General features: G+C 66.8%; 21 protein-coding genes. 12 read left to right on the forward strand and 9 right to left on the reverse strand.

Annotated features, from left to right (window positions below; translation table 11 throughout):
- Positions 1 to 34: 34 nt before the first annotated feature.
- The 4 genes from ACQY8M_RS22985 to ACQY8M_RS23000 all read left to right on the forward strand — a co-directional run bounded on the left by ACQY8M_RS22985 (position 35) and on the right by ACQY8M_RS23000 (position 4,424).
- Positions 35 to 415, forward strand: a complete 381-nt coding sequence (locus ACQY8M_RS22985) for a response regulator transcription factor (RefSeq protein ID WP_428660204.1) — start codon at positions 35 to 37, stop codon at positions 413 to 415.
- A 45-nt stretch (positions 416 to 460) separates the two neighbouring features.
- Complete coding sequence (locus tag ACQY8M_RS22990) at positions 461 to 1,033, forward strand: chemotaxis protein CheX (RefSeq protein WP_428675451.1); 573 nt, start codon at positions 461 to 463, stop codon at positions 1,031 to 1,033.
- 16 nt (positions 1,034 to 1,049) lie between these two features.
- Complete coding sequence (locus tag ACQY8M_RS22995; protein WP_428660207.1) at positions 1,050 to 3,368, forward strand: PAS domain S-box protein; 2,319 nt, start codon at positions 1,050 to 1,052, stop codon at positions 3,366 to 3,368.
- Between the two features lie 168 nt (positions 3,369 to 3,536).
- Positions 3,537 to 4,424 carry a hypothetical protein gene (locus ACQY8M_RS23000; RefSeq protein WP_428660210.1) on the forward strand — a complete coding sequence of 296 codons (888 nt, stop codon included), beginning with the start codon at positions 3,537 to 3,539 and terminating at the stop codon, positions 4,422 to 4,424.
- A 10-nt stretch (positions 4,425 to 4,434) separates the two neighbouring features.
- Here ACQY8M_RS23000 and ACQY8M_RS23005 read toward each other — a convergent pair whose 3' ends face one another.
- Both ACQY8M_RS23005 and rnd read right to left on the reverse strand, forming a co-directional pair.
- Positions 4,435 to 4,659 carry a hypothetical protein gene (locus ACQY8M_RS23005; protein WP_428660212.1) on the reverse strand — a complete coding sequence of 75 codons (225 nt, stop codon included), beginning with the start codon at positions 4,657 to 4,659 and terminating at the stop codon, positions 4,435 to 4,437.
- 57 nt (positions 4,660 to 4,716) lie between these two features.
- A complete protein-coding gene (rnd, locus tag ACQY8M_RS23010) occupies positions 4,717 to 5,874 on the reverse strand; it encodes a ribonuclease D (protein ID WP_428660215.1) in 1,158 nt (385 codons plus the stop codon).
- 124 nt (positions 5,875 to 5,998) lie between these two features.
- On the opposite strand from rnd, the gene aspS reads away from it, so the two are divergent.
- Both aspS and ACQY8M_RS23020 read left to right on the forward strand, forming a co-directional pair.
- On the forward strand, positions 5,999 to 7,804 hold the full coding sequence (gene aspS, locus ACQY8M_RS23015) for an aspartate--tRNA ligase (RefSeq protein WP_428675453.1): 1,806 nt from the start codon (positions 5,999 to 6,001) through the stop codon (positions 7,802 to 7,804).
- A gap of 170 nt (positions 7,805 to 7,974) precedes the next feature.
- On the forward strand, positions 7,975 to 8,529 hold the full coding sequence (locus ACQY8M_RS23020; protein WP_428660217.1) for a hypothetical protein: 555 nt from the start codon (positions 7,975 to 7,977) through the stop codon (positions 8,527 to 8,529).
- Here the strand turns inward: ACQY8M_RS23020 and ACQY8M_RS23025 are convergent.
- On the reverse strand, positions 8,489 to 9,466 hold the full coding sequence (locus ACQY8M_RS23025) for a 2-hydroxyacid dehydrogenase (RefSeq protein ID WP_428660220.1): 978 nt from the start codon (positions 9,464 to 9,466) through the stop codon (positions 8,489 to 8,491). The two genes, ACQY8M_RS23020 and ACQY8M_RS23025, sit on opposite strands and share 41 nt — an antisense overlap.
- Positions 9,467 to 9,657: 191 nt before the next feature.
- Between ACQY8M_RS23025 and ACQY8M_RS23030 the strand changes: the two genes are divergently transcribed.
- The 3 genes from ACQY8M_RS23030 to ACQY8M_RS23040 are packed head-to-tail and all read left to right on the forward strand — an operon-like array spanning position 9,658 to position 12,722.
- Positions 9,658 to 10,461: an EipB family protein gene (locus ACQY8M_RS23030; RefSeq protein ID WP_428660223.1), complete on the forward strand. Its 804-nt coding sequence runs from the start codon at positions 9,658 to 9,660 to the stop codon at positions 10,459 to 10,461.
- Positions 10,455 to 11,261: an EipB family protein gene (locus ACQY8M_RS23035; protein WP_428660225.1), complete on the forward strand. Its 807-nt coding sequence runs from the start codon at positions 10,455 to 10,457 to the stop codon at positions 11,259 to 11,261. The genes ACQY8M_RS23030 and ACQY8M_RS23035 overlap by 7 nt, the downstream gene beginning before the upstream one ends.
- Before the next feature lie 6 nt (positions 11,262 to 11,267).
- On the forward strand, positions 11,268 to 12,722 hold the full coding sequence (locus tag ACQY8M_RS23040; RefSeq protein ID WP_428660227.1) for an AMP nucleosidase: 1,455 nt from the start codon (positions 11,268 to 11,270) through the stop codon (positions 12,720 to 12,722).
- A gap of 74 nt (positions 12,723 to 12,796) precedes the next feature.
- Here the strand turns inward: ACQY8M_RS23040 and ACQY8M_RS23045 are convergent, their stop codons facing one another.
- The gene (locus ACQY8M_RS23045) at positions 12,797 to 13,777 is read right to left on the reverse strand and encodes a helix-turn-helix domain-containing protein (RefSeq protein WP_428660230.1); all 981 of its coding nucleotides are present in this window, start codon (positions 13,775 to 13,777) and stop codon (positions 12,797 to 12,799) included.
- A 152-nt stretch (positions 13,778 to 13,929) separates the two neighbouring features.
- Here ACQY8M_RS23045 and ACQY8M_RS23050 point away from each other — a divergent pair, with 152 nt between their 5' ends.
- The gene (locus ACQY8M_RS23050) at positions 13,930 to 15,714 is read left to right on the forward strand and encodes a sulfatase-like hydrolase/transferase (RefSeq protein WP_428660233.1); all 1,785 of its coding nucleotides are present in this window, start codon (positions 13,930 to 13,932) and stop codon (positions 15,712 to 15,714) included.
- Between the two features lie 151 nt (positions 15,715 to 15,865).
- Here ACQY8M_RS23050 and ACQY8M_RS23055 read toward each other — a convergent pair whose 3' ends face one another.
- Positions 15,866 to 16,771: an ROK family protein gene (locus ACQY8M_RS23055; RefSeq protein WP_428660236.1), complete on the reverse strand. Its 906-nt coding sequence runs from the start codon at positions 16,769 to 16,771 to the stop codon at positions 15,866 to 15,868.
- A 49-nt stretch (positions 16,772 to 16,820) separates the two neighbouring features.
- Here ACQY8M_RS23055 and ACQY8M_RS23060 point away from each other — a divergent pair, with 49 nt between their 5' ends.
- On the forward strand, positions 16,821 to 18,086 hold the full coding sequence (locus tag ACQY8M_RS23060) for an MFS transporter (RefSeq protein WP_428660238.1): 1,266 nt from the start codon (positions 16,821 to 16,823) through the stop codon (positions 18,084 to 18,086).
- Here the strand turns inward: ACQY8M_RS23060 and ACQY8M_RS23065 are convergent, their stop codons facing one another.
- Positions 18,087 to 19,193 carry an LLM class flavin-dependent oxidoreductase gene (locus ACQY8M_RS23065; protein WP_428660241.1) on the reverse strand — a complete coding sequence of 369 codons (1,107 nt, stop codon included), beginning with the start codon at positions 19,191 to 19,193 and terminating at the stop codon, positions 18,087 to 18,089.
- A 216-nt stretch (positions 19,194 to 19,409) separates the two neighbouring features.
- Between ACQY8M_RS23065 and ACQY8M_RS23070 the strand changes: the two genes are divergently transcribed.
- The gene (locus ACQY8M_RS23070; RefSeq protein WP_428660244.1) at positions 19,410 to 20,117 is read left to right on the forward strand and encodes a tellurite resistance TerB family protein; all 708 of its coding nucleotides are present in this window, start codon (positions 19,410 to 19,412) and stop codon (positions 20,115 to 20,117) included.
- Positions 20,118 to 20,254: 137 nt separating this feature from the next.
- Here the strand turns inward: ACQY8M_RS23070 and rpmG are convergent, their stop codons facing one another.
- From rpmG to ACQY8M_RS23085, 3 genes are all read right to left on the reverse strand, one after another.
- Positions 20,255 to 20,422 carry a 50S ribosomal protein L33 gene (gene rpmG, locus ACQY8M_RS23075; RefSeq protein ID WP_020696277.1) on the reverse strand — a complete coding sequence of 56 codons (168 nt, stop codon included), beginning with the start codon at positions 20,420 to 20,422 and terminating at the stop codon, positions 20,255 to 20,257.
- A 70-nt stretch (positions 20,423 to 20,492) separates the two neighbouring features.
- On the reverse strand, positions 20,493 to 22,073 hold the full coding sequence (locus tag ACQY8M_RS23080; RefSeq protein WP_428660247.1) for a S41 family peptidase: 1,581 nt from the start codon (positions 22,071 to 22,073) through the stop codon (positions 20,493 to 20,495).
- Positions 22,074 to 22,131: 58 nt separating this feature from the next.
- Positions 22,132 to 22,515, reverse strand: coding sequence for a DUF983 domain-containing protein (locus ACQY8M_RS23085; RefSeq protein ID WP_428660249.1), 384 nt, complete (start codon positions 22,513 to 22,515; stop codon positions 22,132 to 22,134).
- Positions 22,516 to 22,542 lie beyond the last annotated feature (27 nt).

A 22,542-nucleotide genomic window follows, 5' to 3' on the forward strand; every position in this document is an offset into this window, starting at 1 on the left:
GTGCCGACCCACGGCGGAGGAGAAAGCAATACCAATGGGTTATCGGGTTCTCGTCGTCGATGACAGCAAGCTCGCGCGCATGGCGGTGGCCAAGGCCCTGTCCGCCCTGCATCCGGACTGGACGCGGGTCGAGGCGGCCAACGCCGACGAAGCCCTGGCTCATGCGAAGGCGGGTGCCTGCGACATGGCAATCATCGACTATAACATGCCTGGCCGGGACGGACTCCAGCTCGCGGCGGAGATGCTGGCGCTCTTGCCCGCCATGCCGCTCGCCGTCATCTCGGCCAACCATCAGGTCGAAGTCGTGACGCGGGCACGCGAAGTCGGCGCGACCTTCCTGCAGAAGCCGCTGACGGCGAAGGCGCTTGTCGATTTTGCCACGGACGCAACCAATCGCCTGTCCAAGAGCCCCTAGGTGGCCACGATCCTGAACGAGTTGCAGCTCGACGCCTTGACCGAGATGGTCAATATCGGCGTCAACCGGGCCGCGGCCGGATTGCGCGAGATGGTGGGCGAGCAGGTCCATCTGTCGGTGCCGAAGGTGACGTTGGTGAATCGCGAAAGCGCCATCGCCACCCTTGGCGCGAGCGAGCCGGCCAATCTGGTCGGCATCCACCAGATCTTCGAGGGCGATGTCACCGGCCGAGCGCTGCTGATCTTTCCCGACACCAAGAGCCTCGAGCTGGTGCGCGCCGTCACCGGTGGCGAGCTGCCGCTCGAGGAAATCATCGAGCTCGAGCATGAGGCGCTGGCCGAGATCGGCAACATCATCCTCAACGGCTGCTTGGCCACCATGGCCAACATGCTCCAGCGCAATCTCAAGATGTCGCTGCCCGAGATTCTGCGCGGCGAGCCGTCCATATTCTTCAATCTCGCCCCGCCGCCCGAGGCAGGCGAGGTCGTGATGTTTCTCTACATCAACTTCGCCATGCGGCAGCGTGACATCCGGGGCTATATCGCCTTGCTGATGGATATGCCGTCGATCGCCGCCCTTCAGGTCCTGCTCGACGAATTCATCGAGCGGACGGCCTGAGGGACGATACCCTCGCATGACCGCTCCTGAGCGCGAACTCCGCGGCCCCTTGTACGACGTGATCGATGTCGGGCTCATCCTGCTCGACGGCGAACGGCGGGTCGTGGGCTGGAATGTGTGGATGGAGAACGCCAGCGGCACCGCCGACGCTGACGCGAGGGGGCGTCGCATCGAGGAAATCTTTCCCGGCGCACCGCCGCGCCTGCGATCGGCGATCGCTCATGCGCTGGAACTGGGTGCCTCGAGCCTGATCACCCATTCGCTTCATCCAGCGGCGTTTCCGCTGCGCACACGAGCGGGCCAGCCGCTCATCCATGACATTTCCGTCCGCGCCGTTGGACGCCGTCCCACGCTGCAATGCCTGCTTCAGGTCGTCGATGTCACCGTCATGGCGGGTCGGGAACGCGTGCTGCGCGAGCGCCAGAATGCCCGCTACGACGCCGTGGTGGGCAGCGCGCCCGACGCGATCCTGACGCTCGACGCCGACGGCAAGATCCAGTCCGCCAATCCCGCTGCCGCGCGGGAATTCGGCTACTCGCCGGAAGGGCTGATCGGGCAGTCGATGGGCCTCCTGCTCCAGGATACGGCCGAATGGGACAAGGCCTTCGGGCGCATTCTGGGCGGCAAGAACCTCAGCCGCCCGATCGAGCTCACGGCGCAACGCAAGAACGGCTCGTCGAGCTACCTCGAGGCGTCGGCCTCGAGTTGGCAGAGCGAGGGACGAATCTTCGTCACCGCCATCCTGCGCGACGTCAACGAGCGGCGCATGGCGGTCGAAGCGCTGCGCCGGTTGAACCAGACCCTCGAACGCCGGGTCGCCCAGAGCACCGCCGACCGCACGCGCATGTGGACGCTGTCGACCGACGTGATGATGGTCGCCGGCCTCGACGGAACGATCAGCTCGATCAATCCGGCCTGGACGCAGCTCCTGGGCTGGAAGGAGGCGGAACTGCTGGGCGCCAACGTCCTGGACTTCGTCGTTCCCAACGAGCGCGCCCGGCTGCAGTCGGAACTGCACGCCCTGTCGCGCGGCACCGCGCCCAAGCTCGTCGAGCTCGGCATGCGGACGGCGAGCGGCGAAAGCCGCCGCATCGAATGGAGCGCCGTTGCCGCGGACGACCTGCTGCAGGCGGTGGGCCGCGACGTCACGGCCGAGCGCGAAGCGGAGGAGGCGCTGCGCAAGGCCGAGGACGCCCTGCGCCATTCGCAGAAGATGGAGGCGATAGGCCAGCTCACCGGCGGCATCGCGCACGACTTCAACAACATGCTGACCGCCATCATCGGCTCGATGGAGGTCCTGAAGCGCCGCATCCGGGCCGGCCGCTACGACGACGTGCAGAGCTTCATGGACGGCGCCATCGGTGCCGCCAATCGCGCCGCCTCGCTGACCCATCGGCTGCTGGCCTTCGCCCGGCGCCAGCCGCTCGACCCCAAGGCGGTCGATGTCAATCAGCTGATCCGCGGCATGGAGGAGTTGCTGAGGCGGACCCTGGGCGAGGCGATCAGGCTTTCGGTCCACCTCGATCCCGAAGGCTGGACGGCCCTCACGGACGCCCATCAGCTCGAGAATGCGATCCTCAATCTGGCGATCAACGCCCGCGACGCGATGCCCAAGGGCGGCACTCTGTCGATCGTCACGACGCGCGAGATCCTGACGGACAACAAGCGCTTCGGACAGGAGGAGATCGAAGCCGGCGACTACGTCGTGGTCTGCGTCGGCGACACCGGCACGGGCATGTCCGACGAGACCCTCAAGAAGGTCTTCGAGCCGTTTTTCACTACCAAGCCGATCGGGCAGGGCACCGGGCTCGGCCTGTCGATGATCTACGGCTTCGCCAAGCAGTCGCGCGGCCATGTGCGGATCGAAAGCGCCGAGGGCAGGGGCACGACGTTCAGGTTGTACCTGCCGCTGTACCAGGGCGGCGTTGAGGCGCGGACCGTTGGGCCGGCGCGCGAAGTGGCAATCGGCGCCGGCGAGACCGTACTGGTTATCGAAGACGATTCAGCCGTGCGCCTCATCATCTCCGACGTGCTGCGCGAGCTGGGCTATGCCTGCATCGAGGCGAGCGACGGCCAGGCGGCGCTGCCCATGCTGACCTCCAACACGCCCCTGGATCTATTGATCACGGACGTCGGTCTTCCAGGCTTGAACGGTCGGCAGATCGCCGAGATCGCCCGCCGGCACCGGCCGGACCTCAAGATCCTGTTCGTCACCGGCTATGCCGAGCATGCGACGGGCCACGCGCCGTTCCTCGAGCCCGGCATGGAGATGGTGACCAAGCCGTTTGCACTCGATGGGCTCGCGCTCAAGATTCGCGAGATGATCCGCAGGTAGCGAGTTGGGGAGGCTATGCCCCCCTCCGTCACCGGCAGCAGCTTGGCGTGCTCGCCCTCGAGCGCGAGAGCCAGCCGGCCCCTCGATCAGGTCCACCGCGTCCTTGCCGGCGACCTCGTTGCGCCAGCCCAGGAGCGCGGGCGCATCGCGCTTGCCGGCAGTCGACCAATGATTTTCTACGCCGTGGGCGGCGCCTGGCGTTCCTTCGCCCGCCTGCACATGGAGCAGGCAGGCTATCCGCTGCACATAATCCACCACTACGACATTCCCGCCGAAGAGGCGCGTGCCGTGGCGCGGCTGATCGCGGTGCAGAGCGCCAAGTCGCTGGAGAAGATGCCGGGCGTCTCGCGTCGTCGTGTCGATACCCTGCCGCTCGCCTGCCTGGCGCTCGACCGGCTGCTGGCGGCGCTGAAGCCGCGCAACGTGGTGTTCTCCGCTTTCGGCCTGCGCGAAGGCTTCTACTACCAGCGTCTCAGCGAGACCGAGCGCGCGCGCCATCCGCTGATTGCCTTCGCCGAGGAGCAGGGCGCGGACTGGCGCCGCTTCGACCTCTCGCCGTCGGAGATATTCGACTGGCTGACGCCGATCTTCGCCGGCGAGACCGAGGCCGAGCGCCTCCTGCGTACCGCCGCCTGTCACCTGAGCGACATCTCGTGGAACGACCATCCCGACTATCGCGCCGAGCAGGCCTATGTTCGCGTGCTTCATCTGCCTGCGCCGGGGATGAGCCATCGCGACCGCGCCGTCCTCGCGATGACGATGGCCTACCGCTACAAGAGCGACCTCAAGGCGGCGATGCTCGACACCGCGATGCGCCTGTCCGACAACAAGAGCCGGACCTTCGCGCGCCGGCTCGGCGCCTGCCTGCGGCTCGCCTACAACCTGTCCGGCGGGGCGCCCGGCCTGCTGCCGCGGGTCCAGCTCCGCCGCCGCGAGCGCGAACTCTCGCTGGTCGTGCCGCCCGACCTCAAGCGCAGCCTGGGAGAGGTCACCGCCCGCCGCCTGGAGAGCGCGGCCGAGGCGTTTGACCTGAAGGCCGTGATCGTGACGGCTTAGCAGCGCCCTGTCAGGCGTCGATCAGGTTGAGCCGCTTCTCTATGCGGTCGAGCCGCTGGTCCATTCGGTCCATGCGAACTGAATGGGCTGCCAAATCGACATGGATCTGCGCGACGTTCGATTCGAGCGAGCCGACCCGACGGACAAGCTCATCGAGTTTGTCTTCCATCCGTTGCTGGCTGGCACGCATGTCGCGCAGCAGGGCGAGCACCAGGTTGTCGGGCGAGTCGGACATGCTGTGTAAACATATGTGTCGCCCCAGGTCGGGTCAAATTGGTCGCGGTCCTGGCGCTCAAGCCCCCGGCGTCACCGGGAGCAGCTTGGCGTGCTCGCCGTCGAGTGCCAACGCCAGCCGGCCCTCGATCAGATCCACCGCATCCCTGCCGAAGACCTCGTTACGCCAGCCGCGGAGCACGGGCGCATCGCGCTTGCCGGCGGCCAGCCGGTCGAGCTCGTCGGCGTTCGCCACCAGGCGCGCGGCAACGCCGGCCTCGTCGGCCTTGAGCCGGAGCAGGGTGCGTAGCAGATCGACCACGGCGCCGGGGGCACGGAGCTGCTCGGGATGCCGGTCGCGCGTCGGCAGCTCCGACTCGGGGATGTTTCGCGCCCTTTCGATCGCCTCCATGATCTCGCGGCCCTGCCAGCCTTCGGCGAAGCCGCGGCCCAGCCCGCGGGTCAGCGCCAGCTCCTCGATCGTCTTGGGCGAATGGCTCGCGATCTCCAGCAGCTGCTCGTCGCGCAGCAGGCGCTGGCGGGGGATGTCGATGCGCTGGGCCGTGCGCTCGCGCCAGGCGGCGACCTCCTTGAGGACGCCGAGCAGGCGGGGCGAGGCGCCGCGCGGTTTCAGCCGCCGCCAGGCCAGCTCGGGGTCGGCGCGATAGGTCGCCGGGTCGTTCAGGACCGACATCTCCTCGGCGATCCAGCTCAGCCGGCCGCTCTTTTCGAGTTGGTGCCTGAGCTTCTCGTAGACCACGCGCAGGTGGGTGACGTCGCTGAGGGCGTAGGTGATCTGGCGCTCGCTGAGCGGCCTGCGGCTCCAGTCGGTGAAGCGGCTCGACTTGTCGATGCGCGCCTTGGCGAGCTTGGTCGCCAGCGATTCGTAGGAGGCGGCCTCACCGTGGCCGCACACCATCGCCGCCACCTGGGTGTCGAACAGCGGCGCCGGCACCCTGTTCATGCGGAGATAGAAGATCTCCAGGTCCTGCCGGGCGGCGTGGAAGACCTTGAGGACGTTGGGGTTGGCCATCAGCTCGTCGAGAGGGGACAGGTCGATGCCTTCCGCCAGCGCGTCGATCGCCGCAGCTTCCTCCGGGCCCGCCACCTGGGCGAGGCAGAGCCTGGGCCAGTAGGTGCGCTCGCGCATGAATTCGGTGTCGACCGCGATGAACTCGGCATTCGCCAAAGGCTTGCAGAATGCTGCCAGGTCATCGGTCGTGGTGATCAGATTCATTGGACTGCTCTATAGCGGGCAAGTCGCCCCACGCAAAGTCGCCGCAAGCGGAAAGGCCCCAATCCCTTGACTTGCCGGAACAATCCGTGCCTTTTGCCGCCCCGTCCAACCCGGAAAATCCGTGATGTCTTCCGTTTACCGAACCCATACGTGCGGCCAGCTCCGGCCGGAGCATGTCGGCCAGGAGGCCCGTCTGTCGGGCTGGGTCCAGCGCAAGCGCGACCACGGCAACCTGCTGTTCATCGACCTGCGCGATCACTATGGCGTGACGCAAGTGGTCGTCGACTCCTCCAGCCCGGTTTTCACATCGGCGGAAGCGGTTCGGAACGAGAGCGTGATCACGGTGACCGGCAAGGTCGTGGCGCGCGACAAGGCGACGGTGAACCCGCGCCTGGCGACCGGCGAGATCGAGCTCGATGCGGCCGAGATGGTCGTGCAGTCGATGGCCGAGCCGCTGCCGATCCCGGTCTACCAGGAGAACGACACCACGCCGGAGGAGCTGCGGCTGAAGTACCGCTTCCTCGACCTGCGCAAGGACAAGCTGCACCGCAACATCATCCTGCGCAGCCAGGTGATCGCCTCGCTGCGGCGGCGGATGATCGAGCAGGGCTTCACCGAGTTCCAGACGCCGATCCTGACGGCCGACTCGCCCGAGGGCGCGCGCTCCTACCTGGTCCCGAGCCGGCTGCATCCGGGCAAGTTCTACGCCCTGCCGCAGGCGCCGCAGATGTTCAAGCAGCTGCTGATGGTGTCGGGCTTCGACCGCTATTTCCAGATCGCGCCTTGCTTTCGCGATGAAGACGCGCGAGCCGATAGAGCGCCGGGCGAATTCTACCAGCTCGATTTCGAGATGAGCTTCGTCACCCAGGAGGACGTGTTCGCAGCAATCGAGCCGGTGCTGGGCGGCGTGTTCCAGGAATTCGCGGGCTTCAACCGCGAGACGCCCCGCAAGGTGACCGGGTTCCCGTTTCCCCGCATTCCTTACGCCGAGGCGTTGCTGACCTACGGCACAGACAAGCCCGACCTGCGCAACCCGCTTCGCATCCACGATGTTGGCGAGGTTTTCGCGGGCTCCGACTTCAAGGTCTTCGCCGGGATCGTCGCCAAGGGCGGCGTTGTGCGCGCAATCCGGGCGCCCAAGGCGGCCGGCCAGCCGCGCAGCTTCTTCGACAAGCTGAACTCGTGGGCGCAAGGCGAGGGCAAGCCGGGACTGGGCTACATCTCGCTGGAAGGCGGGGCAGGGAAGGGGCCGATCGCCAAGTTCGTGGCCGACGACCGCCTGGCCAGGCTCAAGGCGCTGACCGGCGCCGAGGACGGCGACTCGGTGTTCTTCATCGCCGACCAGCCCGAGGCAGCCTGGAAATTTGCAGGCTTCGCGCGCACGAAGATCGGCCAGGAGCTGGGGGTGATCGCGGAGGGCGAGTTTGCCTTCTGCTGGATCGTCGACTTCCCGATGTTCGAGTATGACGACAAGGCCAAGAAGATCGACTTCAGCCACAACCCGTTCTCGATGCCGCAGGGTGGGCTGGAAGCGCTGGAGACCCAGGATCCTCTGACCATCAAGGCGTGGCAGTACGATATCGTCTGCAACGGCATCGAACTCTGCTCGGGCGCGATCCGAAACCATAAGCCGGAGATCATGTACAAGGCCTTCGGCATCGCCGGGTACAGCAAGCAAGAGGTCGAGCTGCGTTTCGGCGGCATGCTGAATGCGTTCAAGTTCGGCGCCCCACCGCACGGTGGCGCGGCACCTGGCGTGGACCGCATCGTCATGCTGCTGGCCGACGAGCCGAACATCCGCGAGGTCATCACCTTTCCGATGAACCAGCAGGCGGTCGACCTGATGATGGACGCCCCGGCCGAGGTGCCGGCCGAGAAGCTGCGCGAGCTGCATATCGGTGTGCGGCTTCCGCCCGGCAAGAAAGAGTAGTCGGGGCAGGCTCTTATTTCATTGGACCGCGTGCATCCCTACGCGGTGATGACCAAAGGCGCGTAAGGATTCGCGGTCCATTGATTGTCGAATGCGCGCTGTGCGCTCTGGACTGACTGGCCGATCACTCTTATAGTTCAAGGAGTTATGGGAATTTCCTGAGGAAGAAAATGAGCTTCCCTCGGATTGCTTTGTCCTTGGCGTTCGGGCTGCCACTCCTGACCGGAGCTTGCGCCCCGGCAGCGGTGACCGTGGTGAGCTATGGTGCCGACGGTGTGTCTTACGCGGAGACCGGCAAGAGCACGACCGATCACTTGGCTTCCATGGTGTCCAAGAAGGATTGCGCTTTCTGGCGCGTGTTCCGCAGCGAGAAGGTTTGCCGGGAGCGCGAGGACGATCACGACCCCTACAAGGTCGATTACGACCAGTCTACTCGGCAGCCGAGCGAGGACGGCGTCAGCTACGCCCCGCCGTTGCGCGCACCGGACAGTGCCCCGGCCGCAAGCTGGACCGAAGAGACCTACAAGGCTGCGCCAACCGAAGCGGCAGCGACTGCTCCGGTCGGGGCCGCGCCCGCGGTCGTCGCCGATGTGGCGCCTCCGTCACCAGCCGTGACGCCCAAGGCCTCTCCCGAAAAGCCGGCCAAGACCAGGAAGGCGAAGGCTCACGCCCGCGCCAAGCCGGTCAGAAAGGCTTCACCAGGTCAGGCGGCGTCTGTCCCCTGAGCAGGAAGGCCTCGAGATTGTCGAGCGCCTTGAAGCCCATTGCGTTGCGTGTGTCGACCGTCGCCGAGCCCATGTGGGGCAGCAGGAACGCGTTCTCCAACTCGTAGTATCCCGGGTGGATCTTCGGCTCGCCGTCGAACACGTCGAGGCCGGCGGCGAACAGGTGGCCGCTCTTGAGCGCCGTAATCAGCGCCTCGTCGTCGACCACGCCGCCGCGCGCCGTGTTGACCACCACGGCACCCCTGGGCAGCCGGGCGATACGCTCGGCATTCACCCATTTGCGCGTCGCCGGCGTCATCGGCGCATTGATCGACAGGAAGTCGCAATGAGGCAGCATGTCGTCGGGATTGGCGTGGAACACCGCGCCTTTCTCGATATCGGGCGGAAGGCGCGAGCGGTTGCTGTAGTGGATGGTCATGCGAAACGCGCGGGCGCGGTCGGCCATCGCCTGGCCGATCCGGCCCATGCCGAGGATGCCGAGTCGCCGGCCGGTGACATGCACACCCATCAGCTGGCGCGGCTCCCAGCCGATCCAGCTGTGGGTGCGCAGCATGGTGGTGCCCTCGTGCGCGCGGCGGGCGGCGCCGAGAAGGCAGAGCATGGCGATGTCGGCCGTCGCGTCGGTCAGCACGTCGGGCGTGTTGCTGACGATGATGTCCCGTTTGGCTGCAGCCGCCACGTCGACGTGCTCGTAGCCGACCGAGAAGGTGGCGATCATGCGCACCGAGTCGGGAAGGGCGGCGATCGTCGCGGCGCTCAGCGCATCGCCGGCCGCGCACATGATGGCGTCGAAGCCTTCGGCCGCCTTGGCCAGTGCCGGGCCGTCATAGAGCTTGTCCTGGGGGTTGAGCCTGGCATCGAAGTTGGCGGTCAGCCGCGTCTCGACATCCTCCGGGAAGAGCCGGGTTGCGAGCACTCGCGGTTTGCGGTCGGTCATGGTCGGTATCCCCCTGTGCAGCACTGACGCAGCGGATGTTTCTGGAAATCGGCAGGTATGGATATTACTCTAAGGCATTCGGCTACAAGGCCTAGCCCCCAGCCATTTGTCCTTTGCCCAGCTATAGTTTTCGCCGGTCTCGCACCCAACCAACGGCCTTCCTCGCCGCCGTCTGCGCCGTTCTCGTGCTGGTGCTGTGGATAAGTGACCACGCCGGCGCCCAGCAGCAGACCGCCCAGGCGCTGGCGGCCGAGGTCGTGCTGGCGCCGCACCGTGCAACCTACGAGATGAAGCTCTCGGTCGCGCGACCCAACAGCGGTATCGTCGAGGTCAACGGCAACATGGTGCTGGAGACTGTCGAATCGTGCGAGGGCTGGGCGGTCAAGCAGCGCATCAAGCTCACCTTCCTGCGCAATGACGGTGAGGAATTCGAAACCGACTCGAATTTTACCAGCTACGAATCGAAGGACGGGTTGGAGCTGCGCTTCAGCGTCCGCAATGCGCAGAACGACGAGGTCGACGAGGAATTGCGCGGCCAGGCCGACCTCGAAGGCATCGGCGGCAAGGGCCGCGCGAGCTTCACCCTGCCCGAACCCCGAAGCTTCGAGCTTCCGGCCGGCACGCTGTTTCCGACCACGCATCTCGCGCTGGTCATCAAGCACGCGCGGGCTCGTGATAAGTCGGTGTCGTACAAGGTGTTCGACGGCGCCCGGCTCGACGGCGCGTTCCAGGTCAATGCGGTGATCGGCAAGCCGCCGCGGCCGCCGGCGGGCACACCGGCGGTTCGCGGCGATACCGCGCTGCTGCGCCAACCTGCGTGGGGCGTGCGGTTTGCCTTCTTCGCCAATGGCGATCAGGGTGCGCAGCCGGAGTATGAGTTGGCGCTCGATTTGCTCGCCAATGGTATCGCCCGCTCGATGTTGCTCGACTACGGTGACTTTGCCGTGGACGCGCGCCTGCTCCAGATCCAAGCATTGCCGAGGCCGAAATGCTGATAACACGCCTTTTGACGGTCGCCATCCTGGCGGCGAGCCTCGCCCTTCCGGCCGCAGCCCAGGACCTGCAGCCCCATCGTGCCGTCTATTCCGTCTCGATGCTCGAGAAGGGCAAGCCCGGCATGGGCCCGCCCGGCACCTATGCCTTCGAACTCAAGCAGACCTGCGAGGGCTACGTCATCAACCAGCGCATGCGGCTCGAGGTCGAGGGCAACAAGGGTTCGGTCGTGAGCGAGCAAACGTCGACGATGACCGAGAGCCGCGACGGCCGGAAGCTGCGCTTCGAGCATCACAGTGCGGCCAACGGGAAGCAGACCAGCCTGCTGCGCGGTGACGCGACCCTCGACGACGAGGGCCGCGGCCAGTCGCTGTTCAGCGAGCCGGAAGGCCAGTCGGTCGCGCTGCCCACGGGCACGCTCTTCCCCAACGCCCTGACCCGCGCCACCATCCAGCACGCCAAGGCCGAGGATGGCGGTTTCGATACCCTGTTCTTCTATGGCGAGAAAGTGAAGCCGCCGCAGTCGGTGAACCTGGTGATCGGCCGCGTGCCCAAGCGCCTCGCCGATTTCAAGCTCCCCGAGGGCGCCGAGTCGCTGGGGGAGAATCGCGCGCGCATCTATTATCGCGGCGCCTTCTTCGAGGCCGAGCCCAAGGGCCAGACCGGCGAGGCGGCATACGAGATGAGCAGCCTGATGCTCGACAACGGCATCGAGCTGTACGGCACCCACGAGGAAGGCGACGGCGGCATCGAGTACCGCCTCACCCGGCTCGAATCGCTGCCCAAGCCAACCTGCAACTGATAACCGATGGCGGGGCTGACGCCCGAGCAGGCGGTTGACCGCCTGGAGGCGCTTCACGCGTCGGCCTGCGATGGCTTGAGGTCGGCGTTGACCCGGTTCGCGACTTCGGGCGTGCCGCCGACCGCGCAGGAGCGAGCGGCCTTCCGCTATCCAGAACTGTGCGTCGATTGGCAGCCACAGGGACCGGTGCCCTACACGCGGCGCGCCTGGGCGAAGTTCCAGGAGCCGGGCCGCTATGCCACCACCGTCACGCAGCCGGGCTTCTTTCGTCGCTATCTGCTCGACCAGCTGCGGCCGTTGGTCGAGGAGTTCGGCGCACGCCTCGAGGTCGGGATCAGCGGGCAGGAGATCCCGTACCCGTTCGTCACCGAGGCCGGTGACGAATTCCTCGATGCCGAGCTCTCGGTCAGCGAGCTCGCGCGCTATTTCCCGACACCGGTGCTGGCCAATGTCGGAGACGAGATCGCCGACGGCGCCTGGCGGTTCGAGGAGGGGAAGCCGCGGCCGCTTGCATTATTCGACGCCATGCGCATCGATTTCTCGCTGCGCCGGCTGGTGCATTACACAGGTACCGACTGGCGGACGATCCAGCCCTGGATCCTGTTCACCAACTACCAGCGCTACCTCGACCAGTTCCTCGCCTGGGCGGTGGAGGAGCTGGTCCGCCCCGACGGCGTCTATACCCGTCTGGCATTGCCGGGCGGCGCGGTGGTGAGGCGTGGCGACAGCGTCGACGCCATGGCGGCGACGATCGCCGGGGCGCCCTGGCATCGCTTCCAGATGCCGGCCTACAACCTGATGCGCGGCGACGACAAGGGTGGCATCTCGATCGTCAATATCGGTGTTGGCCCCTCGAACGCCAAGACGGCGACCGACCACCTCGCGGTGCTGCGCCCGCACTGCTGGCTGATGATCGGCCATTGCGGCGGCCTGCGTCAGTCGCAGACGATCGGCGACTATGTGCTGGCGCATGGCTATCTGCGGCGCGACCGGATCCTCGACGACCTCATGCCGACGGAAATCCCGGTTCCGGCGCTGGCCGAGGTCCAACTCGCGCTGCAGGAGGCTGCTGCGCGGGTCACGGGCGAGCGCGGCGACGCGCTGAAGCGACGGCTGCGCACCGGCACGGTGGTGAGCTACGACGACCGCAACTGGGAGCTGCGCTGGTCGCAGGAACGCCGCCGCATCGGGCTCGGGCGCTGCATCGCCATCGACATGGAAAGTGCGGCGTTGGCGACCCAGGGCTATCGCCTGCGCGTTCCTTACGGAACGCTGCTCTGCGTGTCCGACAAGCCGCTGCACGGCGAGATCAAGCTGCCCGGCGCGGCCACGCGCTTCTACCAGCGCGCCGTGGGGGAGCATCTCAAGATCGGGATCGAGGCGATCGACCTGCTGCGCGGCGAGCTCGGTTCCCTGCACTCGCGCAAGCTCAGGGGCTTTGACGAGCCGCCGTTCCGCTGAATTGCGTGTAGATCCTTTGTCCATGTCGAGCAGCCGCACTGCCAGCATGCCGTGGTCATCGTGTCCTCATCTGATCAGACCGTTCGGCGAACCGTGTCGATCGGCCGCTCGCCGAACAGGGTGCGATAGGAGAGGGAGAAGCGGCCGAGGTGCCAGAAGCCGTGATCGATGGCGATGCGGGTGACGATGCCGGGCTCCGGCGGGCACCGCATCAAGGCCTCGCGCACGGCGTTCAGCGATCGTACGCGCAGGTGTTGCGCGGGGCTGACGCCGAGCAGATCGTGAAATGCCCGCTCGAGGGTGCGCCGGGAGATACGCAGGGCCGCACACAGTGCGGGCATCGATGGGATCGCCATCGGATCGGCATCGAGCCGGGCCTCCACCTCGCGCACGATCGTGCGGGCTGTCCGCAAGCGGTCGGATGATCCTGTCGTCACCAAGGCTGGATCGCCGAGCGGGCGGAAGAAGACCTCGATCAGGGCGCGCTCGGCATTGGCGGTCCATCGACCGTCGAGCCACAGGCCGGGATCGCGCGCGGCCAGCGCTTCCATCGCCGAGATGATGTCCCGCAGCCGTACGACGTCTGCGCCCGATGCCTGGACCTGGGGATTGGCATCCGCCGAATCCAGCGCATCGCACACTGGCGTACTGGTCAACTCCCGCGCGAAGACAGCGGACGGCATCGCCAAGGTGACGGAACGCGAGCCGGCGGGATAGCGAACCTCGGTGGCCTGCCCTGGCCCGAAGACGCTCATCATGTCGACACCGAAGTGCCGACCGGCAATCAGGAACGGCTCATCGGCCCGCAGGACGAAGCCCAGCGTCACGATGTCCTTGGGAGGCTCCACGGTCGCCCGCACGGCCGCCGAGAAATCCGTGACCCGCATCGCCAGCGTGTTGAAGCGCAGGCGCTCGATCGAGGCGCGCAGCTGGCCGGGCCCGAGCTGCATGTGCCTGGCGACAGTGGCGCCCAGCATCGAATAGTCGAGCGCCCGGCGATCGAAGCCGTGCAGCGCCAACCGGCTGGTCCACGGGGAGAGCTGGCTACCATCCATGCGACCGGCTTTCGCATGGCGCAAAACGGATAGACGGTCGACGGCTCACGGACGATCAATGCCCCCGGATGCGCAGCCACGGTGTGGGCGGCACGCGCGCCCTTATCGTCTTTTGGCTGCAAGTCAAATCGTCAACTTGGGGGTGCGTCGCCATGGCTAGAGAGGACTTCCGGCACGGGGCAACGCGGCGTGGGTTCCTGAAGGCGTCGGCCGGCGCTGCCTTGGCGGGCTCGATCGTGGGGTCGACGGGGATCGCACGGACGCAGACCCCGCCCGCGACAGCTCCGGCAACGGCGACGGGAGCCGCGCGCAGCGGCCTCAACATCCTCTTCATCTTCACCGACCAGGAGCGTTACCATCCCCGCTGGCCCTCAGGCCTGTCGCTACCCGGCCACGAGCGGCTGGAACGCAGCGGCGTCAGCTTCACCAACCACCAGTGCCCGGCGACGATGTGCACCTCGTCGCGCTCAGTCATCGTCACCGGGCTGCAAACGCCCGACAACGGCATGTTCGAGAACCTCGACGTGCCGTGGATGCGCAATCTGTCGCCCGACCATCCGACGATCGGCCACATGCTGCGCAAGGCGGGCTATTACACCGCCTACAAGGGCAAATGGCACCTCAGCCGCGAGTTCGACACGCGCTCGGTCGAGCAGTTCATGACACCGCACATGGAGAAGTACGGCTTCGCCGACAACTTTTCGCCGGGCGACCTGATCGGCCACACGCTGGGCGGCTACGGCTTCGACCAGATCACCGCCGGCAGCGGAATCAACTGGCTGCGTACCAAGGGCCGCCCGCTGAGCGACGACGGCAAGCCGTGGTGCATGTTCATGAGTTTCGTGAATCCGCACGACATCATGTACTTCAATACCGACGCACCGGGCGAGCAGGTGCAGGACACCGGCAAGCTGCGCCTGCATGCCGCCCGCGCGCCGGAGCATGCGCTCTACAAGGCGACGTGGGATATGCCGATCCCCACCAGTCTGCGCCAGCCTTTCGATGCTCCCGGCCGCCCCGGCGCGCATCGCGAGTTCGACCGGATCTGGGACTACATCCTGGGCAACATTCCGCTGGAGGACGCGCGCTGGAAGCGCTTCAACGACTACTACATCAACTGCATCCGGAACGTCGACCAGCAGCTCGAGGCTGTGCTGGCAGAGCTCGACGCGCTCGGCCTGGCCGACCGCACGATCGTGGTCTTCACCGCCGACCATGGTGAGATGGCGGGCAGCCATGGCTTGCGGGGCAAAGGGCCTTTCGCCTACGCCGAGTCCAACCACTTGCCCTTCACCGTCGTGCATCCCGACGTGAAAGGCGGGCAGAGCTGCCGGGCGCTCAGCAGCCACATCGACCTCGTGCCGACGCTGCTGTCCTTCGCTGGCGTGACGCCGGACCGAACCGGCGAGCTGGCAGGACGCGAGCTGCCCGGCAAGGATCTCTCGCCGCTGTTCTCCAATCCGGGCACGCAGGCTGTCGATGCTGCGCGGCCGGCAACGCTTTTCACCTATAGCGGCTTGGCCAGCAACGACGCCGGCGTCTTCGATTTTGCGGCGAAGGCCGTCCTGGCCGGCAAGGATCCGAAGGAGGAGGCCAAGCGGCAGGGCTTCCGGCCGGATCTGAAGAAGCGGGGACATGTGCGTTCGGCGTTCGACGGCCGCTACCGCTTCACGCGCTACTTCTCGCCTCTCGACCACAACAACCCCGTAACGCTCGACGAGCTGTTCAAGTGGAACGATGTCGAGCTCTTCGACCTGCAGGCCGATCCGGGCGAGATGCGGAACCTCGCGATCGACCGCACCGCCAATGCCGAGCTGCTGGCAACGATGAACGGCAAGCTCGCGGCGGTGATCGGGGCCGAGATCGGCAAGGATGACGGCCGCGAGCTGCCCGAGATCGACGGCATCACCTGGGGCCTCGACAAGGTGGACCTCTAGCCATGCGCACCATCGGCGTCCGCTGCTCGCGCCAGCGCCTTACGCTGAGGGAGGGCGAGGGCTGCGGAGATGGTGCGTCGCCCTCCGACGCCGTATGACGGCGCCACCTCTCCCGCGAAGCGGGCGAGGCAAAAGATTGGGGCGCCGGAGCTTAATCTGCCGGCCACAACCAGGCCGCGCCGCGCACGCCGCTCGAATCGCCGAAGCGGGGCGGCAGCAGTCGCGTGACGATGAGGTCGGGCTCGGAGAAGACGTAGCGCTTCCAGAGTTCGGGCACGCGATCGTAGAGCAGGCTCATGCGCGACAGGCCGCCGCCCAGCACGATCGCGTGGGGGTCGAGGATGTTGATCACGCCCGAGAGCGCACGGGCGAGGCGATCGCAATAAATCTCCATCTGCTCGGCCGCTTGCTCGTCGCCATCGAGGGCGGCTTCGGCGATGTCGGTGGCGCGGAGGGTGCGGCTCGTGCGGCGCTCGAACTCCGCCTGCAGGCGCGGGCCGCTTAGCCAGGTCTCGATGCAGCCCGCGCGGCCGCAATAGCAGCGCGCGCCGGGTCGCTCGTCGTCGCGCGGATGGGGCAGGGGATTGTGGCCCCATTCGCCGGCAATCGCCTGCGCGCCGGTGAGCGGCCTACCGTCGATCACGACTCCACCGCCGACTCCCGTGCCCAGGATGACGCCGAACACGATACCGCAGCCGGCCGCGGCGCCGTCGGACGCTTCCGAGACGGCCAGGCAATTGGCGTCGTTCTGCATCCGCACCTCACGCTCCAGCCGGCGCTCGAGATCGGCACGCAGCGGCTGGCCGTTGAGGCGGGTTGAGTTGGCATTCTTGATCAGGCCGGTCGCCGGCGAGATCGCGCCCGGATGGCCGATGCCGACCGAGCAGCGCGCGCCGACACGGCTCTCCAGCTCGGCCACCAGGTCGGCGATCGCCTCCACGGTATCCTCGTATGCCGAATTGGGTGTGGCGACGCGCAGCCGCGCACGTTCCGCACCGTCTCCATCGAGCACGAGACCTTCGATTTTGGTGCCGCCGAGATCGATACCGATGCGCATGTGTCGACAGTCTACCCTCGGGCGCGGCCCTGCGTTACGTTTCGATGACATGGACGGACAAGGCAAGGATCCCTCGACGATCGCCGGCTTCGGCAGCAGCGGCCCGTGGCGCAAGCGTCCCTCGACGATCCTCTGGGTCCTGTCGCTCGGTCAGCTGATCACCTGGGGGCTGGTCTACTACACCTTCCCACTGTTCGTCGTGCCGATGGAGACGGAGCTCGGCTGGTCGCGCACCGAGATGTTCGGCGCGCTGTCGGCCGGGCTGCTGGTCGCGGGCCTGTGCTCGATCCCGGTCGGCGCGTGGATCGATCGCGGTCATGCGCGGGTGCTGATGACCGGTGGCTCGCTGCTGGCGGCCATCCTGATGTTCGCCTGGTCGCAGGTCGACTCGCTGCCGATGTTCTATGTCATCTGGCTCGGCCTCGGCGCCTGCCAGTCGGTCACGCTCTACGAGCCCGCCTTCGCGGTGATCACCCGCGTCTACGGCCCGCGCTTCCGCCAGGCCATCATGGTGATGACATTCGTCGGCGGCCTTGCCAGCACCTTCGGCATTCCCTTCGCGCAGCTGCTGATCGAACGCATCGACTGGCGGCCGACGCTGGTCGTGCTTGCGATCATCAACCTCGGCGTCGCCGTCCTGATCCACGCGCTGTTCGTGCCCGGCCCGAAGGAGGCGGCGATCCCGATCGGCCTGCCCAGGAAGAGCGCCTCCGGGAAGAGTCCGCTCGCCGCCGCGATACGGGTGCCGGCCTTCTGGGGGCTGGTCGTCGCCTTCGCGGGCTACGGACTCGCCTTCTCGGCGATGAGCTTCCACCTGATCCCGCTGCTCGACGAGCGCGGCGTTGCGACCGGCGTGGTGATGGCGATCATCGCCCTGATCGGCCCGATGCAGGTGGTGGGGCGCGTGTTGCTGATGGCCGGCCAGAAGCACATCACGGCGATCCAGCTCGGCGCCGGCATCTATTTCGCCTTTCCGGTATCGATGGCGATGCTCGCCGCCGGCATCCACGACGTCTACGGCCTGATCCTGTTCGCCATCATCTATGGCGTCGCCAACGGGCTGGTGACCATCCTGCGCGGCATGGCGGTGCCGGAATTCATCGGCCCCGAGGGCTACGGCATCGTCACCGGCGCGCTCACCATGCCGACCAACGTCATGCGCGCCGCCGGCCCACTGATGGGCGCGCTGGCGTGGAGTGCCTTCGGCAACTACACGCCGGTGCTGTGGGGCCTTGCCGCGATCATGCTGGTCGCCGCAGCGGGCTTTGCCGCTGCGGCGTTCCTGGCCAAGCGCGAGTCAGTGCCGCCGGTATAGCTATTCCGCTGCCAGCTTCTGCACCTTCGGCTTGAGGTGCTGCACCTTGGGCATCACTTCCTTCGAGAGCAGCTCGAGCGAGTGCTTCCAGGCTTCCGGCTTGTCGACATAGTCGAAGCCGAACACCAGGAGCTGGCCGAAGCCGCCAACCTCGTCGTAGATCTTCTCGATCTTCTCGATGACGGTCTTGGGCGAGCCGACGATCCAGTTGTGCTTCGCGCAGTATTCCGGCGTTACGTCGGAATCGGCCGCATTCGGATCATGCTTCAGGTATTCGAGGAAGCCGAAGTTGCCGAGCAGGGGCAAGAAATACTCCCGCATCATGCGGCCCATGTTGGCGCCGGCCGAGAGCCTCATGGCCTCTTCATCGGTGTCGGCGACGAACACTTCGCGCACCATGCGCCAGTCGTTGCGGTCGGCCGTGCGGCCGGCCTTGGCGGCGCCCACCTCGACGGCGTCCCAATGGCTGGAGACATAGGCCGGGTTGAGGTTGAGGCTCATCGGCAGGAAGCCCTTTTCGCCGGCGAGCTTCAGCGTGTCGGAGTTCTTGCTGAGGCCCGCGACGCCGATCGGCGGGTGCGGGGTCTGCAGTGGCTTGATGTGCGGTTTCAGGAACCCGAACATCGTGTCCGGCTTGGTCACGTGCCAGAACTTGCCCTTGTAGTCGAACGGCTCGGGCGAGCTCCACAGCTTCAGGATGATCTCGAGCGCCTCGCGGGTCATGTCGCGGTTTACGCCCGACATGCCGTCGACGTTGAACATCGCCCAGTCGCTCGGCAGCCCCGAGGCGGCGATGCCGAAGTTGAGACGTCCGCCCGAGATATGGTCGAGCATGGCGACGCGGTTCGCGAGCTCGGCCGGGTGATGGTAGGGCAGGAGGAAACCGCCGGGCCCGAGGCGGATGTTCTTGGTCTGCATCAGCGCCTGCGCGACCAGCAGGTCGGGCGAGGGATGCGGCTCCCACGGGGCGGTGTGATGCTCGCCGATCCAGCACTCGCTGAAGCCCAGCTCATCCAGCCAGCGGATCACCTGCAGGTCCCACTCGTGGCCGTCCTTGAGCGGCCTCTCGGGCGGGTGAGATGGCATGGTGAAGTATCCAAACTGCATCGTTTCCTCCTGCGTCTTCTATGGCTGAAGTCCACTACCATCCGGCGGCCGGCGCAAGGCACCGAATTCGCATGGCAGGCGATGAATGTGCGAGCCGGATGCCGGATTGAGCGCCGAACGCTGTGTTCATTGGCCGGTTCGGACGTCCTGCGATCTCCCTCTTGGCCATTTTCGAACTGCATACCATATGAATTCGGGACCAATCGGGAGCACGCGATGCAGGATGCCAAGCGTTTGTTGGAGCAGTTTCTCGGCGGCGGCCAGGCGAGTGGCGGAGGCGGGGGCGGCGACTTCCTGCGAGGTGCCGGCGGTGGCGCGTTGGCCGGCGGTCTCGCCGCTATTCTGCTTGGCAGCAAGACCGGGCGCCGGCTTGGCGGCGATGTGCTCAAGCTCGGGGGCATGGCTGCGGTAGGGGCACTCGCCTACAAGGCGTGGCGCGATTGGCAGGCGGGCAAGGCTCCGGCGCAGACGGCGGAGCCCGCGCGGGCGAGCACGCCTCTGCTGCCCGCGCCCCCCGGCACTCCGTTCAATCCGGTGAACGAGATGGGGCAACAGCGCTTGGCCCGCCACCTGTTGCGCGCGATGATCGCCGCCGCGAAATCGGATGGGCACGTGGACGCACAGGAGCAGGCGCGCATCTTCGGCGAGATGGACAAGCTCAGCCTGTCGTCCGAGGACAAGGCCTTCGTGATGGACGAGCTTCGGGCGAAGCTCGATATCGACGCCGTTGCCGACGCCGCATCCTCGCCGGAAGAGGCAGCCGAGATATACGCCGCCTCGCTGCTGGCGATAGATATCGACAACGCTGCCGAGCGCGGCTACCTCGCGATGCTGGCGGCACGCCTCAAGCTCGACGACGCGCTGGTCGACCATCTGCAGCAGACCGTTACGACGGCCAGCGCAAGCGCACCAGCCCCGGTCTGAGATCGTCGTGACGGGCTGAGATCTTCGCGCCTTGGCCCAGCGGCGCGATGTGCGGGCACGAAAAAGCCGCCTGAAGAGGCGGCTTGCGCGATCGGTGCAGATCCGTCGCGACGGTCGGGATCAAGCCGCCGAGGCTGTCACTTGATCTTGGATTCCTTGAACACGACGTGCTTGCGCGCGACCGGGTCGTACTTCTTGAGTTCGAGCTTCTCGGTCTTGGTGCGCGGGTTCTTCTTGGTCACGTAGAAGAAGCCGGTGTCGGCGCTGGAGATCATCTTGATCAGGATCGAGGTCGGCTTGGCCATGGTCTATTCCTTTGGAAGGCGGGCAACTTAGTCACCGGCGGCGCCCTGTCAAGCGCCGCGGCCGCCGAGGTCAGCGCGGCACGGCGGCCTGTTCGATCGAGCCTGTGCGCACCGCATGTGCATACAGCGTCGGATCCCTGAGCAGGCGGGCGGCTATATCGACGTCCCGCTCCGGGGATTCGTCGCCCGGCGGGCAGATCTTGCGCAGGTTGATCACTTCCTGATGGCTGGGGTTGCGTTCGGCATGCCAGCGCTGCAGCAGGGCCTTGTTGGCGTCGACCGAAGCCGGCGCGAGCTGGCCCACGTCGCCCACCTTGGCGGTGCAGATGTTGGGCATCACGCCCTGCTCGTTCCAGGTGTAGCCGGACGGCGCCAGCAGCCTCGACCAGGTCAGCACCAGCTCGCCCTCATTGGGCAGGCGGATGACGGTCTGCACGGTGCCCTTGCCGTAGCTGGTGGTGCCGACCACTGCGGCGCGGCCGCGATCCTGGAGGGCCGCCGCCACGATCTCGGCGGCCGAGGCGGAGTTGCCGTTGACCAGTACCACCATCGGCAGCTCGGTCGCCTTGCGGCTGCCGCTCTTGTAGGTCCGCTGGCTGTCGGGATGGCGCCCCTGCGTCGAGAAGATCACGCCGTCGCCAATGAACACCTCGGAGACCGATTGGGCCTGGTCGAGCAGGCCGCCGCGGTTCGAGCGCATGTCGAGGATGACGCCCTGGAGGTCGCGGCCGATCTCGAGCCGCGCCCGGTCGAGCGCATGGGTCAGCGAGTCGGTGGTGGCGCTGTTGAAGCCGGTGAGGTGGATCAGCGCGACATTGCCCGTGCGCTCGTAGGTCACGGTGGTCGGGATGATGCGGCTGCGCCGCATTTCGATCGCCAGCTCCTGGCTGCCGCCGCGCAGGACGGTCAGCGTGACCGGCTGGCCGACATTGCCGCGCAGCTTGTGCACGACGTCGGACAACGTCTTGTCGAGCATCACTTCGCCGTCGACCGCCACGATCTGGTCGCCGACCGTCACTCCGGCCTTGGCGGAGGGCGAGCCGTCCTGCACCGCCCGGATCAGGACCCGCCTGTCGTCGGTGCGCTCGACCGTGATGCCGATGCCGCCGCCGCCGTCGCGCTGGAAACGGTTGTCCTTGGCCTCGTCCGGGTCGGCATAACGGCTGTTCTTGTCGAGCTGCCGGGTGGTGGCGACCATCGCGCCCTTGATCAGCGCGCCGCGCTCGGTCTGCTGCAGGACCGGCGAGGCATCGATCGAGGCTGCGAACAGCTCGGCCAGCATGCCGCCCCAGGCGCGGCCATCGGTCGGGTCGGACGGCGTCGGCCGCGAGACCACCTGGTGGCCGTCGCGCAGCAGGGTGAAGGACCTGTCGCCGGGCTCCAGCGATAGCGCCGGATCGGCGCTCGCGAAGCCCTTGTAGGTCTCCTGCGACATCCTGCGGAAGTCGGGCTCGTTGAGGTGGCGGTCGCCGATCGAGCGGTAGGCCTGGAGGACGACCCGTTCGACACTGACATCGGCCGCCGCGGCCGGGTTGCGCGTCGCAAAGCCGGAACCGTCGTTCGACGGGACGCAGGAGGCGACCAGGGAAGCGGCGAGGAGAGACGCCGTCGCATGGGACAGCGCGATGTTCAGAAAACGAATGACCGGCACCTAGGGACACCCCACGCGAGCAGAGTAGCACAAGCCTTCATCGGGCGGCCAGCCAGGGTCAGGGAGAAAGGTCCAGACTGTCAGCCGTCGATTTTGGCGCCGCGATTCGATGCGCCCAGAGGAGCGCGATGACTGCTCCCTTGATGCGCGGTAGCAAGATCAGCGCCATCAGGACCGACAGCGGCAACCACAACACGGCGTGCACCCAGAGAGGCGGTTGGTTGCCGTAGCGCTCGAATACCAGCACGAGCGGGACAATAATATGACCGACCGCGAAGATCGTGAAATAGGCCGGCGCGTCATCGGCGCGATACGGATCGAGCACCAGCCCGCACGCCGGGCAATGGCTGCGCATCTTCAGGAAGCCGCCGAACAGGGGGCCGTGGGCACAGCGCGGGCAACGCCCGCGCCAGCCGCGACGCATCGCGGTCCAGAAATCCACGGGGACAGGGGCCGATGACGACATGCC

The sequence above is a fragment of the Reyranella sp. genome, assembly GCF_965279465.1.
In the GTDB taxonomy this organism is placed as follows: domain Bacteria; phylum Pseudomonadota; class Alphaproteobacteria; order Reyranellales; family Reyranellaceae; genus Reyranella.

Excerpts from the sequence above, each read along its gene's own strand:
- ACQY8M_RS22985 (WP_428660204.1), top strand. The coding sequence starts at position 35 with ATGGGTTATCGGGTTCTCGTCGTCGATGACAGCAAGCTCGCGCGCATG.
- ACQY8M_RS22990 (WP_428675451.1), top strand. The coding sequence starts at position 461 with ATGGTCAATATCGGCGTCAACCGGGCCGCGGCCGGATTGCGCGAGATG.
- ACQY8M_RS22995 (WP_428660207.1), top strand. The coding sequence starts at position 1,050 with ATGACCGCTCCTGAGCGCGAACTCCGCGGCCCCTTGTACGACGTGATC.
- ACQY8M_RS23000 (WP_428660210.1), top strand. The coding sequence starts at position 3,537 with ATGATTTTCTACGCCGTGGGCGGCGCCTGGCGTTCCTTCGCCCGCCTG.
- ACQY8M_RS23005 (WP_428660212.1), bottom strand. The coding sequence starts at position 4,659 with ATGTCCGACTCGCCCGACAACCTGGTGCTCGCCCTGCTGCGCGACATG.
- rnd (WP_428660215.1), bottom strand. The coding sequence starts at position 5,874 with ATGAATCTGATCACCACGACCGATGACCTGGCAGCATTCTGCAAGCCT.
- aspS (WP_428675453.1), top strand. The coding sequence starts at position 5,999 with ATGTCTTCCGTTTACCGAACCCATACGTGCGGCCAGCTCCGGCCGGAG.
- ACQY8M_RS23020 (WP_428660217.1), top strand. The coding sequence starts at position 7,975 with ATGAGCTTCCCTCGGATTGCTTTGTCCTTGGCGTTCGGGCTGCCACTC.
- ACQY8M_RS23025 (WP_428660220.1), bottom strand. The coding sequence starts at position 9,466 with ATGACCGACCGCAAACCGCGAGTGCTCGCAACCCGGCTCTTCCCGGAG.
- ACQY8M_RS23035 (WP_428660225.1), top strand. The coding sequence starts at position 10,455 with ATGCTGATAACACGCCTTTTGACGGTCGCCATCCTGGCGGCGAGCCTC.
- ACQY8M_RS23040 (WP_428660227.1), top strand. The coding sequence starts at position 11,268 with ATGGCGGGGCTGACGCCCGAGCAGGCGGTTGACCGCCTGGAGGCGCTT.
- ACQY8M_RS23045 (WP_428660230.1), bottom strand. The coding sequence starts at position 13,777 with ATGGATGGTAGCCAGCTCTCCCCGTGGACCAGCCGGTTGGCGCTGCAC.
- ACQY8M_RS23050 (WP_428660233.1), top strand. The coding sequence starts at position 13,930 with ATGGCTAGAGAGGACTTCCGGCACGGGGCAACGCGGCGTGGGTTCCTG.
- ACQY8M_RS23055 (WP_428660236.1), bottom strand. The coding sequence starts at position 16,771 with ATGCGCATCGGTATCGATCTCGGCGGCACCAAAATCGAAGGTCTCGTG.
- ACQY8M_RS23060 (WP_428660238.1), top strand. The coding sequence starts at position 16,821 with ATGGACGGACAAGGCAAGGATCCCTCGACGATCGCCGGCTTCGGCAGC.
- ACQY8M_RS23065 (WP_428660241.1), bottom strand. The coding sequence starts at position 19,193 with ATGCAGTTTGGATACTTCACCATGCCATCTCACCCGCCCGAGAGGCCG.
- ACQY8M_RS23070 (WP_428660244.1), top strand. The coding sequence starts at position 19,410 with ATGCAGGATGCCAAGCGTTTGTTGGAGCAGTTTCTCGGCGGCGGCCAG.
- rpmG (WP_020696277.1), bottom strand. The coding sequence starts at position 20,422 with ATGGCCAAGCCGACCTCGATCCTGATCAAGATGATCTCCAGCGCCGAC.